Consider the following 12593-nt stretch of genomic DNA (forward strand, 5'->3'; position numbering starts at 1 on the left):
AAAAATGAAAATGGAAATCAGACAAGAGCTAATCATTTATTTGGCCATATATCTCGTTTTGCTGTTTTTGCCCGTGTTTCTTTACAAGGATGCATATATCATCGGGATCCTGATTACCTGCATGGTCTGGGGCGCGGTAGCATCCGTATGGAATTTCACGATGGGGTATGCCGGTATTTTTACCTTTGGTCAGTTTGGTTTTTTTGTAGTGGCCGCCTATACATCCGGCATGGTGACCAAATACCTGGGGATCTCCCCCTGGCTGGGCATTTTGATTGGCGGATTGATGGCCGCACTGGTGGGTGTTCTCATCGGCCTGCCGTGCATGAAATTAAAAGGCGCCTACATTGCTTTAATCACCTTTGCACTTCATCTGGTTGTGGCACCGATGATTAAGGTGGCCGACCCACTGGGCACCGGCGGTAGCACGGGTCTGATGTCCATTCCAAAATTAAGTTTAGGCGCATATACGTTTTCACGTACCGATCTGATTCCGTGGTATTATACCGCTTTGGTAATATCCTTTTTGGTCCTTTTAGTTGTCTATAAAACCATTTTTTCCTCAATTGGTTTAGGATTCATCGGCCTGCGCGACTCAGAGGACTTTGCCAAAACCCTGGGCATAAATGAATATAAGTATAAATTGATGGTATTTGGCCTTTCGGCATTTTTGACCGGAATCATGGGTGGATTTTATGCTCATTATGCCGGCATTATCTCTCCCCGATTGTTGGGTCTTGATATCTTCCTTTTGGTCATGCTCATGATGATCATCGGAGGCATGGGAATCTTTCCGGGCGCCTTTTTAGGCGGTTTTATTATTCTTTTTTTAAATGAGTTTTTGCGTCCGTTAGAAGCCTATCGTTTCCTGATTTTTGGCGCGATTGTCGTCGTTGCCATCAAACTCATGCCGGAAGGCATACTGGGGAATCTCAACTTTTTTAAGAATCGAATGGGTAAGCGTTTGCTAGGCAGAGCAGCGGAGGTGAAATCGACCACCGGCCAAAATGTTTAAATGACGCTGCTCGCAGCGTCAGCGGATGGCTAAAAACCTATTATCGCTGGCGCGCATCATAGCGCAAAGCAAGGTTCAAGCATTATTTCTTTTTTAACGTTTACAGAAGAGGAGCAAATCTATGAGTCTTCAAGCAAAAAACGAAGTGTTGCACGAACAAAGGAGCCGCTATGTCTCCGACGGGGTGGCAAGTGTGACGCCCTTATATGTCGAATCCGCCAAAGGGGCCATCATAAAGGATGTTGAAGGCAGAGAATATATTGATTTTGCCGGTGGCATCGCGGTTATGAACATCGGGCACAGCCATCCCAAGGTGGTGGCGGCGATAAAGGATCAGGCCGAAAAATTTACCCACACCTGCTTTATGGTCAACCCGTACGAATCGGTGGTAATGCTGGCTGAAAAACTCTGCCAAGTGACCCCCGGCGATTTCCCCAAAAAAGCGGTTTTTCTCAACTCCGGTGCGGAAGCGGTTGAAAATGCGGTTAAGATTGCCCGCTATTACACCAAACGGCCTGCCATTATCGTCTTTGAAAACGCTTATCACGGCCGCACGTTGCTGACCATGACGATGACCAGCAAGGTCAAGCCCTATAAATTCGGATTCGGCCCCTTTGCGCCGGAGGTATACCGGATGCCTTTCGGCGACGAGGTGGGGCCGGAGAAGCTTCATGATTTTTTTGTCCAACACGTCAACCCAGAAGCGGTGGCAGCGGTTGTGATCGAACCGGTACAGGGTGAGGGCGGCTTTATTGCGCCACCGCCCGGCTATTTTCAGGAGCTGGCCAAAATTTGCCGAGAAAACGGCATTCTTTTCGTGGCCGATGAAATTCAGAGCGGCATGGGTCGGACCGGCAAGATGTTTGCCATCGAACACTGGGATGTAGAGCCGGATTTGATTACGGTCGCCAAAAGCCTGGCAGCCGGTATGCCGCTGGCAGCCGTCATCGGCAAGCAGGAGATCATGGATTCCATCCATCCCTGGGGTCTGGGCGGAACGTATGGGGGCAATCCCGTGGCATGTCGGGCTGCACTGGCCGTGCTGGAGGTTTTCGAGGAAGAAGGCCTGGTAGAAAAAGCGGCGGTTTTAGGGGAAAAGATGAGAGCGCGGTTTGAAAAGTGGCAGCAGCAATTCGCGATGATCGGAGAAATCAGAGGTCTGGGCGCCATGCTGGGGCTGGAGCTGCTCAAGGGAGACAATAAAGAACCCGCTACCGATGAAGCCAAACAACTGGTAAGTTTCTGCTACGAAAGAGGTCTGGTGATCCTGGCCTGTGGCAGCTTCGGCAACATCATACGAATTTTGGCGCCGTTTGTGATTACGGATGAACAACTGGAACAAGGCTTTGCCATCATGGAGGAAGGGCTGGCAGCCCTCTCGAGTGCCAATGAATAAGAACAATAATGCCATATTGGCAAACTTCGCAGAGATCAAACAGAATCTGGATCCGTCTTCTGATTACATCATTTTCGAAAAGACCGGAACCATGGAAAACAGATCAGATTTCAGCGAGGCTGATGCGTTTATCATGCGGTATCAGAAATCCGTCATCACCCAGGAGGTGCACCACGACCCTACCGGAAAGCACCACTTACTTATTGTTAAATTAAAGGTGGATGAGTTGGATGAGATTTCACAGGAAATTTTAAATCTCACGCTCCCGGAGAATATCACGGTTTATGTTTACGGACGTCGCCCGAGCATTGAAACCGCTTGAGCGAAAAAAGAATAAGGGAGGATATTATGGGAAAGATTCTTACCCGTTTCGGTGACGGAACGCCCACTGAAATGAGCGAAAGTGAGCTGCGGGCGGATTTGGAAGCCGGCACCGAGGACGCGGCGGATCGTGGCAAAATACCGCCGCTAACCGAAGATGAGCTAAACCATCTATTCGATATTTTTAGCTCGCCCTATAAATTTATCAGTGTGGAGCCCGGGCAGGAAATCGTTCTGACCTACGATGGCGCCCATGTGAAAATCAGGCGCCATGGGCTCAATCTTGAGCGCATCCAGGGCCTGCAGGTATATGAAAAGGTCATGGGCGCCGACACACTGGAGCTCTGCCACGTGGATTATAGCTTCAAACCCATCAAACCCATCGTTACCTTTGAGCAACCGGTCATGGAACAGGCCCTTTTAACCACGCATGCGCCCATGTTTTATGGCGCCATGCCCAATTTGGGCCTTTACTCCCAGCCTGACGGCCCGTTTCCGAATCCGGCCGAGCTCATGCCGGCGGGCAAAATAGAAGAGGCGCAGGCATCCCACGAACTGGCGGTCAAAGAGGCTGTCAGAGATATCGTCTTTGTGGGCAGCTGCATGATTGAATGCGGGGCCGACGGGATAAATATCGACTCCACAGGTGCAGCCGGCGATGCTGATTTTCTGGCGGCCCTGTTGGCCACCCAACAGTTGAAGGAGAAATACCCGCATACGTGTGTCGAGATCGGTATGGCCGGTGAATTCATCCTCGGCATGCACGCCGGTCTTGAATTTGAAGGCACCCGACTGGCCGGACTCTACCCTCACGATCAAGTCAAACTGGTCGAAAAAGCCGGGGGCACGATCTATGGCCCGGTTGTCAATACCAATACGACCGAGTCCACCCCCTGGAATGTGGCGCGGGTGGTGACCTTCACCAAAGCGGTCGGCGAAGTCGCCAAAATTCCCATTCACCCGAATATGGGTATGGGTGTCGGGGCCGTCCCAACCTGCGATCATCCCCCCATCGATACGGTTTCCCGGGCGTCCAAAGCCATGGTGGAAATCTGTCGATTGGACGGGTTGTAGGTTGGCGTCGGCGATCCGTTCGCCATGGCGCTTGCTCACGCACACGCCTCGGGCATGGGCGGAATGCGGACCTCCGGAGATCTGGTCGCCCGCATGCAAATGTCCCGCGGCATGAAAATTAAGGAAGCCAAAGAGTATGTCGCCAATAAATTAAGTTTATCGGTAGCCGAAATAGCTGACCCGGTCATTATGACTGAAGTCCGCCAGGATCTGAACCTAGGTGTTATTTCACCGCAGGCCGGCGATGCTCTGGGCATTGAAGCCAAATGCCGCATTGCCGAAGTTCTGGATATCGATATCAATTGCGTCAACCGCTTTAAAGCCAAAGCTGGGATTTAAGATTAAATTGTAGCCGTAGAGGAGATAGGTTCATGATAGATGAAAAGATCATTGAGGAAGCCAAACAGTTGATTGTTCAGCAAGACAAAGAGGAAGCGGCTAAATTCGCCGAAAAAGTCATTGCCGAAGGCACCGATCCGCTTGAGTTATTAAAGGAAGGATTTATTCCCGGAATCAATCATGTGGGCGATTTATTCGGACGCGGCCAATTGTTTTTACCGGAATTGATTAAAGCCGCCGATGCCATGAAAACGGTCACCGACCTGGTAAACGAAGCCATCGCCGACGAATCGCAAAAGCAGGCCAGCCCGGCGACAGTGCTTATTGCCACAGTCAAGGGTGATGTCCACGATATCGGCAAGGCAATCGTGGTTTCATTGATGAAGGCCAACGGATTTACCGTACATGATTTGGGTCGCGATGTTGAGACCGACAAAATTATCGAAGAAGCCGAAAAATTAAATGCGGACATCATTGGCACAAGCGCCCTGCTAACGACCACCATGCCGAAGCAAAAAGAGATTGAAGAAGCACTCAAAAGCTCAGGTCTTAGGGATCGCTTTAAAACGATCGTCGGTGGCGCTCCGGTAACACCCCGCTGGGCGGCCCGCATCGGTGCAGATGCCTATGCTGAAGATGCCCAGGACGGTGTTTTAAAAGTCAAAGAGCTCCTGATGCAAGATTAATTTTGCATGCCGTTAATTTCGGTCTCGGTATCTAATGGATTCCATTCCGCGGCGTGTCATTGATGAACATGCCGCCAATGACAGGGGGAAGACATGCACGGGTTTTACAACCGCATATTAAAAATCGATTTAAGCAACAAGCGTTTTTCCATCGAGGCCCTCGACGAAGACGCCAATAATCTGCTGGGCGGCAAAGGTTTATGCGCCCATCTGTTATCGAGCCTCAATCCACCGGGTGTTGATCCGTTGTCCCCGGAAAACTCTTTAATTTTTGCCACTGGGCCCAGCGGGGGAAGCACCATCTGGGGATCGTGCCGCTATGGGGTTTTCACCAAGTCACCTCAGACCGGATTCTATTCGGAATCGTATTCCGGCGGCAAGGTGCCTGAGGCCATCGACAGCACCGGGTTTGACGCCATTGTCATCCAAGGAAGGTGCGCCGAGCGCACCATCCTGGTGATTCATCCCGAAGGAGTAGATTTTCATGAAGCGGGTGATATTTGGGGAATGGAAACTTACGCTGCTGAAGATGCCGTTATGCAGCGCTTCGGCAAATCCGATAATCGGTATCGACGCAAAGGCGCGGTGGTAATTGGACCGGCTGGTGAAAATCAGGTCTGCTTTGCGGTCATTGAAAACGATTACTGGCGATCCGCTGGAAGAACCGGTGTCGGCACAATCATGGGCGCCAAACAAATCAAAGGCATTTTATTTCAGGGCGATCAGAAACGTTCGTTTTATGATGACAAAGCGGTGCGCGAATTTTCCAAGAATCTCGCGGCAGAGGCCAAAGACAGCCCGGCGACCAATGCTTATAAGTCACTGGGAACCCCCATGATGGTCAAGCTGATCAACACCGCCGGTGCGTTTCCAACGCGCTACTGGGCAGAAGGCGTCTATACGGATTGGGAAAAAATCAGCGCCGATGCCCTGCATGAAAGATGCGATGTCAAGCCCCATGCCTGCCTAAAGTGTTTTATGGCCTGCGGGCGCATGAGCACCGTCCAAAAGGGTCGTCATGCCGGCCTCAAGATCGAAGGACCGGAGTATGAAACCATTTATGCCTTCGGGGGACTGTGCCTAATCGACAGCATCGAAGAAATTGCCTATCTGAATGATATCTGTGATCGTCTGGGCATGGATACGATTACAGCCGGCAACCTTTGCGCCTTTACGATTGAAGCTGCCAAACAGGGCCGCATCGATTATCCGATCGACTATGGTGATGTCGACGCCATCGCCGACTTGCTTCATAAAATCGCCGCCAGAGAAGACATCGGTGAAGTGCTGGCTGGTGGCATAAAAGCGGCGGCCCGGCAATGGCAAATGGAAGACCAGGCGGTTCACGTTAAGGGACTTGAGCCGGCGGGATATGATCCGCGTTCTCTCAAAGGCATGGGCTTGAGCTATGCCACCTCGGATCGGGGGGCGTGTCACTTGAGAGCCACTTTTTATAAACCGGAAATCAGCGGCATGATCCCACCGGAGCAAATTGAAGGTAAAGCCGAGCTATTTTTGGATTTTGAAGATCGGTTGACCCTTTTCGACACGTTGATTCTTTGCCGGTTTTACCGTGATTTCTACGACTGGGATAAGCTGGCAGAAATGATCCGGGCCTTAACCGGCATCGATGAAGGTAAAGCAGGACTGCAGCAGAGGGCCCGGCAGATTGCTGACATCATCCGGCGGTTCAATTTGCGGGAAGGGTTAAAGCCCGAGGATGATCGGCTGCCGAAAATCTTTCACCGCAAACTTGAAGATTCCGGGCTGGTCATCACCGAAGATGAGCTTGAAACCATGCTGCAGGATTATTATCGACTGCATGGATGGGACGAAATGGGTCAGCCTCAAGGCTGATCATTTGATGTATTTTGATATTTGGTGCTTGAATTTGCATGAAAATTAATGAGAAGCAATCATAAAAATATACAATAGCGATGCAACGAACCGGCGGAGTATAACAATAGCAGATCATTCTTAATGGATGTGTATCATTCTATCTCATTAATTTTCACCCTGGAAACAATGCGGCGAGCCTCAGGCTTCCATCGGTCCGCCTGAGGCGGATTATTCAGAGCGAAGCATAGTTCACTATAGCTTCGCCCTGAAATGCCTTGCATATGAAAGCCTGCGACTCGTGCAAAATTCATGCACATTTATTGAGAAATATCGTTTTGCAAAAAATGTAAATCATCATTAAAATGCGGGGGGTGGATCGCAATGTGATCGTGTGGACTCTAAATCCACATAGGCGGGTGCAACTCCCGTACTCCCCGCCATTAAACTTTAGATTCTGCCAGAGTTGAGGATTCATATGGTTACGTGGACCGAAACACAGCTAAGACGATTGCAGGAGCTGGAAGCATCCGAGTCTGATTTGAACCAGGAATTTGAGAATACGGCTGCTCGGGAAAGTGCTTTCCAGAAAATCGAAAATAAGCAGGCGCAGCAATTACGGCAGCGCCTAAAAGCGTTTCGTGAAAATGAAATGAGGCCCGGACTATGCAGGCTTGAAACCAAGCTGGCAGAGGAGCTGATCAAACAGGGCTTCGTCCAAGTCACCACACCGATATTAATGTCGCGGGGCCTATTGCAGAAAATGTCGATTGACGCCGACCACCCGCTGAATTCCCAGATATACTGGCTCGATAAAAATAAGTGTTTGCGACCCATGCTGGCACCCCATCTGTATTACGTTTTGGTGGACCTGCTGCGCCTGTGGGATAAACCGGTCAAGGTTTTTGAGATCGGTCCCTGCTTTCGCAAGGAATCTCATGGTGCCCAGCATTCCAGTGAGTTCACCATGCTCAATTTGGTTGAAATGGGGCTTCCCACCGATCAGCGAAAAAAGAGAATTTCAGAATTAGGCGCTTTGGTTGCTGAGACCGCCGGCATCAGTAGTTATCGCTTTGAGAAGATAAAATCCGAAATCTATGGTGATACCATCGACATGGTGGCTGGAAAGGATCCGGTTGAGATCGGTTCGGCCGCTATGGGCCCGCATCCGCTGGATCGGCCCTGGAAAATAACGGATACATGGGTTGGCATCGGTTTTGGGCTCGAACGGCTGCTCATGGTGGCTGCTAGCAGTAGCAATCTGGCAAAGATGGGGCGCAGCCTCACCTATTTGGATGGTATCCGCTTAAATATTCAATGAGAATTAAAGTGAACGATGCAGACAAAGGGCAAGTCTTTGAAGCCCTGCTTTCCAAAATAAAAGCAGAAGAAAACCTGTCAACAGCTGAGATGTCATTTCTTCTGAACCTGCAGGATGAAGGTCAGATCGAGGCGCTTTTTGAAAAGGCCCGCAACGTGCGTCGCAATTATTTCGGTAACAAAATTTTCATGTACGGATTTATCTACGCCAGTACCTATTGCCGTAATGATTGCCGCTTTTGTCTTTTTCGCCGCTCGAATGTGCAAACCACACGATACCGCAAAACAAAACAGGAAATTATGACTGCCGCCACCCGCTTGGCGGATTCCGGTGTTCATCTGATCGATCTGACCATGGGTGAAGACCCTGATATGTTCAACGGCCCTGGGGCTGGTTTTGATCGGCTTGCGGATCTGGTGGCATCTTTACAAAAACAAACAGGGCTGCCGATAATGGTCTCTCCGGGGGTGGTGCCCGCGGGGGTTATGCAGCGGCTGGCCGCAGCAGGCGCGGTTTGGTATGCGTGCTATCAGGAAACCCACAATCCATCGTTGTTCGAAAAACTGCGACCCAGTCAGGATTATCATCGTCGCATGCAAAGTAAAGTTGACGCCCACCATTGCGGTATGCTCGTAGAGGAAGGTTTGCTGTGCGGGGTGGGCGAAACCCCGGATCATATCGTTCAATCGCTAAAGGTAATGAATAAAGTGGGAGCGGATCAAATCAGAGTAATGAACTTTGTTCCGCAACTAGGGACACCCATGGCACAACAAGCGCCACCGGACCCCCTCAGAGAGACCCTCATGATTGCGATCATGCGACTTGTCTTTCCTGATCGCCTTATCCCGGCATCATTGGACGTGGCAGGCATCGCCGGGTTGAGAAGCCGTCTAAATGCGGGCGCCAATGTGGTCACATCCATCGTACCCCCTGGTGAAGGCCTTTTCGGTGTCGCTCAGCATTCGCTGAACATAGAAGAAGGCGGTCGCACAACAGCGGCCGTGCAAAACGTTTTGCAGCCCCTTGGGCTGCAACCGGCTAGCCGCAAAGTTTACCAGAGCTGGCTCAAAGGCCGCCAACAATTTGTCGCCAACCCTCAAATCCGCACGGAGGCTGCATGTTAGTCGCCGTCGCCGGCGGGAATCTCCAGGGTGTTGAAGCAGCTTACCTGGCTCACAAGGCAGGCTGGGACGTTCTCGTCCTTGACCGCAAGCCGGTCGCTCCAGCCGCCGGTCTTGGTAACTCCTTCACCCGCATAGATGTTACCTCAAAAAAGGATCTAACTCAGGCACTGGATGGTGTCGACCTTGTTATACCTACCCTGGAAAATCCAGCCGCCCTGGACTGTTTACACCGGGTAACCCGGAACATGGAAATCCCGTTTGCTTTTGATCCCACCGCGTACGGCATTTCCTGCTCTAAAATCACATCCGATCAACTTTTCAAATCTGCCGACATATCCACTCCCGCCGGTTGGCCGGAATGCAACTTTCCGGTGATTGCCAAACCCGGTATCGGAAGCGGAAGCCGGGGGCTAAAAATCTATAAAGAGCGAGCCGACCTGCCGGACGCCATCATCGCTGATAACCGGGAATGGCTTATTCAGGAATTTGTTACCGGGCCGTCATATTCTTTAGAGATCGTCGGGTTGCCGGGACAATATGTGACACCGCAGGTCACCGAACTGGAAATGGACAGCCGCTATGACTGCAAACGGGTAACAGCACCATCGAATCTGGCCGATTCGCTGATTGATGAATTTGAACGGCTTTCGCTGACACTGGCGAATACCTTAAATTTGAAAGGCATCATGGATGTCGAAGTCATTTTACATAAAAATGAACTGAAAGTGATTGAAATCGACGCGCGTCTGCCCAGCCAGACCCCGACGGCTGTCTATTGGTCAACCGGCATAAATATGGTTCAATTGCTGGGGGAGCTGTTTATAGACCGCTGGCCTTACACTGATCCCGTACCTGCTCGTGAATCCGACGTGATATACGAACACCTTAGGGTAACATCTGATCGCCTTGAAATCGCCGGCGAACGCATCATGACGATAGAGGATCCCCTGCATATCGAGCCGGGTTTTTTCGGTGCCGATGAGGCTATAACCAACTACGCCGGAGGCCGTCAGGAATGGGTTGCCACCCTGATTGTGACGGAAGAAAATATGATGGCCGCTCGGGAAAAACGCAACAGCATCATTGATGAAATCCGCAAAAGCTTAAATCTTGACAATTATCAAGATTCCACCCCTGCAGGATTCGGATCAGGAGAAAATTTGTGACCCGACTGATCAACACTGACATTAGCGATATTGCTGCTAATTTGAAGAATTATGATGCGGAATTGGCTGCCCGGACGGGTCATACCCTGAGCAGCATCGCCTGTCGTGCCGTTGACACCGGTGAAGGACGCATCAAAAACGTACTGCCCGATCTTCAGGTATCCGTCGTCCCCATATCCAGCGGCCAAGGCATCATTGGCGGTTTCTGCGATGCTGTTTTAAGCATCCTTGCACACATGGGTGCAAACGCTTTTGTGACTCAGTCCACGGATGTTGCCGGCATTGCAGAGGCAGTTCAAAAGAAGGCGGATGTGATGATGCTGGCCGATGATGAACGCTTTGTGGCGCTGCATATTCATAGCCGGAAAATTGCCGACAATGCGGTTTGCACTGGGCAGGTCTATGCCACAGGTCTCAATCTGATGACCGGCGGCTTGAAAGACAAGACAGTGCTGGTGATCGGTTGTGGTCCGGTGGGCGGCAGTGCAGCGCAATCTTTGGTTCATATGGGTGCCCGGGTTTCGGTTTATGATATCAACGGGGAAACCGCACAGAATTCGGTTGAAGCGATCCGTCACAAATTGGATACGCATATTCAGCTTGTCGATACGTTGGACGCCGCGCTTGTGCAGCACAGATTGATCATAGATGCCTCACCGGCCGGCAACATTATCCATGCACAGCATATTACGCCGCATACCTATGTGAGCGCTCCTGGAATGCCGTACGGTCTGGATGATGAAGCCCACACCGCGATATCCAATCGAATTCTGCATGATCCCCTTCAGCTGGGGGTGGCCACGATGCTGGTCAGCGCCGCCAGGCACCACTGTGAATACCTTTCAGAAAGCTAAAATGATGGCGAAACGATATTACCGCAAACGCGTTGATCTTTTTCGGCTGATTGATAAGATTAAATTGTGGCCTTCGCGCAAAGGAGTTTTACACGGTATCCGGAATATTCAACTGATAGGGGACCAGGCTCAGATTACCACCCATTGCAACAAAACCTTTATGGCCAACGATTCCCGCAACAGCCGCGCGGCCCGCTGGCTGAGAAATAAATGGTTTAAGGATGTGTGCCCAATTTGTCAAGTTCCCGCCTGGAAGCTGGAAAAATATTCATCCACCCAGTTTAAGCGTCACTACGGCTCAGCCCTGCTTTCTGAGGACGAGTTGGAAGATAAAAATAGCGGTTAAATATGAAGATGCAAGATACTTGGTTTCTATTGATAATATCTGCTATTTAAGCGCACCTGTGATATGTTGGTACCTGAAGATTCCGTCTAAATTAAAACTGATGATTAAGTTTACAGCTCAAAGACTAATTCTCAGTCGGTTCGCTCCTCATCGATTTACCAAATAAAGCCCCCCACCCACACAAGCTAATCCTACCCAAACCAATAAAGTTATCGGCTCATTCAAAATCAACCCGCCCAGAATAACCCCAAAAAGTGGTGCCAAGAAAGTAAAAGCCGCCAACCGGCTCACTGTATACCGGTGAATCAACCAAAACCAAACCAGAAACGAGGCAAAAGCTACAATTACGCTCTGATAAAAAAGCGAGGCCAATACTAATGGAGTAAGATTTAAGTCTGCAGGTAACTCGAACACAACTGACCCCATGGCCAGTAATGGAAAGGAGTATATGAGCTGAGCGAAGAGGGTTTGATAATGATTCAGATTCACCTTCTCGGTGATGCGCTTAACGTACAAGGTGGTGGCGGCCCAGAAAATGGCCCCAGATAGCGCCATCAGATCCCCTACCCAATAAAGGGGGGGCAGTTCAGGCGAGCGAGCCCGAAACACCGCCGCCACCCCGCAGAAAGCAAGTACCAAACCGAAAAGCTTGGTCGGGGTCAGACGGTCGTCTTTCAAAAAAAAATGCGCACCTAACGCCACCCAAAAAGCATGGGTGTAAAGAATGATAAGTGAACGTGAGGCTGGGGTAAAAGTGAGGCCCCAGTATATAAACAAAAAATCCAGACCGAACAGAAGACCGATCACCAGGGCGTGACGGGTTTGTCCTGGAGGGAAAGCCACCGTATGTCCATTCATGCGGGCATAGGCCCATAGTAAGGCCCCGGAAACCAAAGAGCGCAGGGCGGCGGCCATGAGTGGCGGCATTCCCTGGTTGCTGAACTTGATGCTCACCGCATTGGCGCCCCACACAAAGCAGAGCAGAATCAAAATAAGTCCGGCGCTCACTGGCAAACGCCCTGTGGTCTGGTTATCCTGCAGAGATATGATCCTCCCCATGCGGCGGCATTATCAATACTCCGCCAATAATCGCTAAATTCCAGATATATTGAAAG

11 protein-coding genes and 1 pseudogene are annotated in these 12593 nt (G+C 50.6%); 11 read left to right on the forward strand and 1 reads right to left on the reverse strand.

Features of this window, described 5'->3' with window-relative positions:
• Window positions 1-10 precede the first annotated feature (10 nt).
• The 11 genes and pseudogenes from QNJ26_13710 (at window position 11) to pylSn (ending at window position 11478) form a co-directional block, all read left to right on the forward strand.
• Complete coding sequence (locus QNJ26_13710; protein MDJ0986593.1) at window positions 11-1015, forward strand: branched-chain amino acid ABC transporter permease; 1005 nt, start codon at window positions 11-13, stop codon at window positions 1013-1015.
• A gap of 121 nt (window positions 1016-1136) precedes the next feature.
• Window positions 1137-2411, forward strand: coding sequence for a 4-aminobutyrate--2-oxoglutarate transaminase (gene gabT, locus QNJ26_13715; GenBank protein ID MDJ0986594.1), 1275 nt, complete (start codon window positions 1137-1139; stop codon window positions 2409-2411).
• Complete coding sequence (locus QNJ26_13720) at window positions 2404-2733, forward strand: hypothetical protein (protein MDJ0986595.1); 330 nt, start codon at window positions 2404-2406, stop codon at window positions 2731-2733. Before gabT ends, QNJ26_13720 begins: the two co-directional genes overlap by 8 nt.
• Window positions 2734-2759: 26 nt before the next feature.
• Window positions 2760-4145: pseudogene (gene mtbB / locus QNJ26_13725) on the forward strand ([dimethylamine--corrinoid protein] Co-methyltransferase).
• Window positions 4146-4177: 32 nt separating this feature from the next.
• Entirely contained in the window at window positions 4178-4831 is a 654-nt protein-coding gene (locus tag QNJ26_13730) for a corrinoid protein (GenBank protein MDJ0986596.1), read from the forward strand.
• Window positions 4832-4924: 93 nt separating this feature from the next.
• Window positions 4925-6688 carry an aldehyde ferredoxin oxidoreductase family protein gene (locus QNJ26_13735; GenBank protein MDJ0986597.1) on the forward strand — a complete coding sequence of 588 codons (1764 nt, stop codon included), beginning with the start codon at window positions 4925-4927 and terminating at the stop codon, window positions 6686-6688.
• Between the two features lie 457 nt (window positions 6689-7145).
• The gene (gene pylSc / locus QNJ26_13740; GenBank protein ID MDJ0986598.1) at window positions 7146-7988 is read left to right on the forward strand and encodes a pyrrolysine--tRNA(Pyl) ligase large subunit; all 843 of its coding nucleotides are present in this window, start codon (window positions 7146-7148) and stop codon (window positions 7986-7988) included.
• A gap of 8 nt (window positions 7989-7996) precedes the next feature.
• A complete protein-coding gene (pylB, locus tag QNJ26_13745) occupies window positions 7997-9112 on the forward strand; it encodes a methylornithine synthase PylB (GenBank protein ID MDJ0986599.1) in 1116 nt (371 codons plus the stop codon).
• On the forward strand, window positions 9106-10278 hold the full coding sequence (pylC, locus tag QNJ26_13750) for a 3-methylornithine--L-lysine ligase PylC (protein MDJ0986600.1): 1173 nt from the start codon (window positions 9106-9108) through the stop codon (window positions 10276-10278). The genes pylB and pylC overlap by 7 nt, the downstream gene beginning before the upstream one ends.
• Complete coding sequence (gene pylD, locus QNJ26_13755; protein MDJ0986601.1) at window positions 10275-11132, forward strand: 3-methylornithyl-N6-L-lysine dehydrogenase PylD; 858 nt, start codon at window positions 10275-10277, stop codon at window positions 11130-11132. Before pylC ends, pylD begins: the two co-directional genes overlap by 4 nt.
• 1 nt (window position 11133) lies before the next feature.
• A complete protein-coding gene (gene pylSn / locus QNJ26_13760) occupies window positions 11134-11478 on the forward strand; it encodes a pyrrolysine--tRNA(Pyl) ligase small subunit (protein ID MDJ0986602.1) in 345 nt (114 codons plus the stop codon).
• A gap of 147 nt (window positions 11479-11625) precedes the next feature.
• Here the strand turns inward: pylSn and QNJ26_13765 are convergent, their stop codons facing one another.
• On the reverse strand, window positions 11626-12486 hold the full coding sequence (locus tag QNJ26_13765) for a DMT family transporter (GenBank protein MDJ0986603.1): 861 nt from the start codon (window positions 12484-12486) through the stop codon (window positions 11626-11628).
• Between the last annotated feature and the right edge of the window lie 107 nt (window positions 12487-12593).

It is taken from the genome of Desulfobacterales bacterium (genome assembly GCA_030066985.1).
In the GTDB taxonomy this organism is placed as follows: domain Bacteria; phylum Desulfobacterota; class Desulfobacteria; order Desulfobacterales; family JAHEIW01; genus JAHEIW01.

Excerpts from the sequence above, each read along its gene's own strand:
- QNJ26_13710 (MDJ0986593.1), top strand. The coding sequence starts at position 11 with ATGGAAATCAGACAAGAGCTAATCATTTATTTGGCCATATATCTCGTT.
- gabT (MDJ0986594.1), top strand. The coding sequence starts at position 1,137 with ATGAGTCTTCAAGCAAAAAACGAAGTGTTGCACGAACAAAGGAGCCGC.
- QNJ26_13720 (MDJ0986595.1), top strand. The coding sequence starts at position 2,404 with ATGAATAAGAACAATAATGCCATATTGGCAAACTTCGCAGAGATCAAA.
- QNJ26_13730 (MDJ0986596.1), top strand. The coding sequence starts at position 4,178 with ATGATAGATGAAAAGATCATTGAGGAAGCCAAACAGTTGATTGTTCAG.
- QNJ26_13735 (MDJ0986597.1), top strand. The coding sequence starts at position 4,925 with ATGCACGGGTTTTACAACCGCATATTAAAAATCGATTTAAGCAACAAG.
- pylSc (MDJ0986598.1), top strand. The coding sequence starts at position 7,146 with ATGGTTACGTGGACCGAAACACAGCTAAGACGATTGCAGGAGCTGGAA.
- pylC (MDJ0986600.1), top strand. The coding sequence starts at position 9,106 with ATGTTAGTCGCCGTCGCCGGCGGGAATCTCCAGGGTGTTGAAGCAGCT.
- pylSn (MDJ0986602.1), top strand. The coding sequence starts at position 11,134 with ATGATGGCGAAACGATATTACCGCAAACGCGTTGATCTTTTTCGGCTG.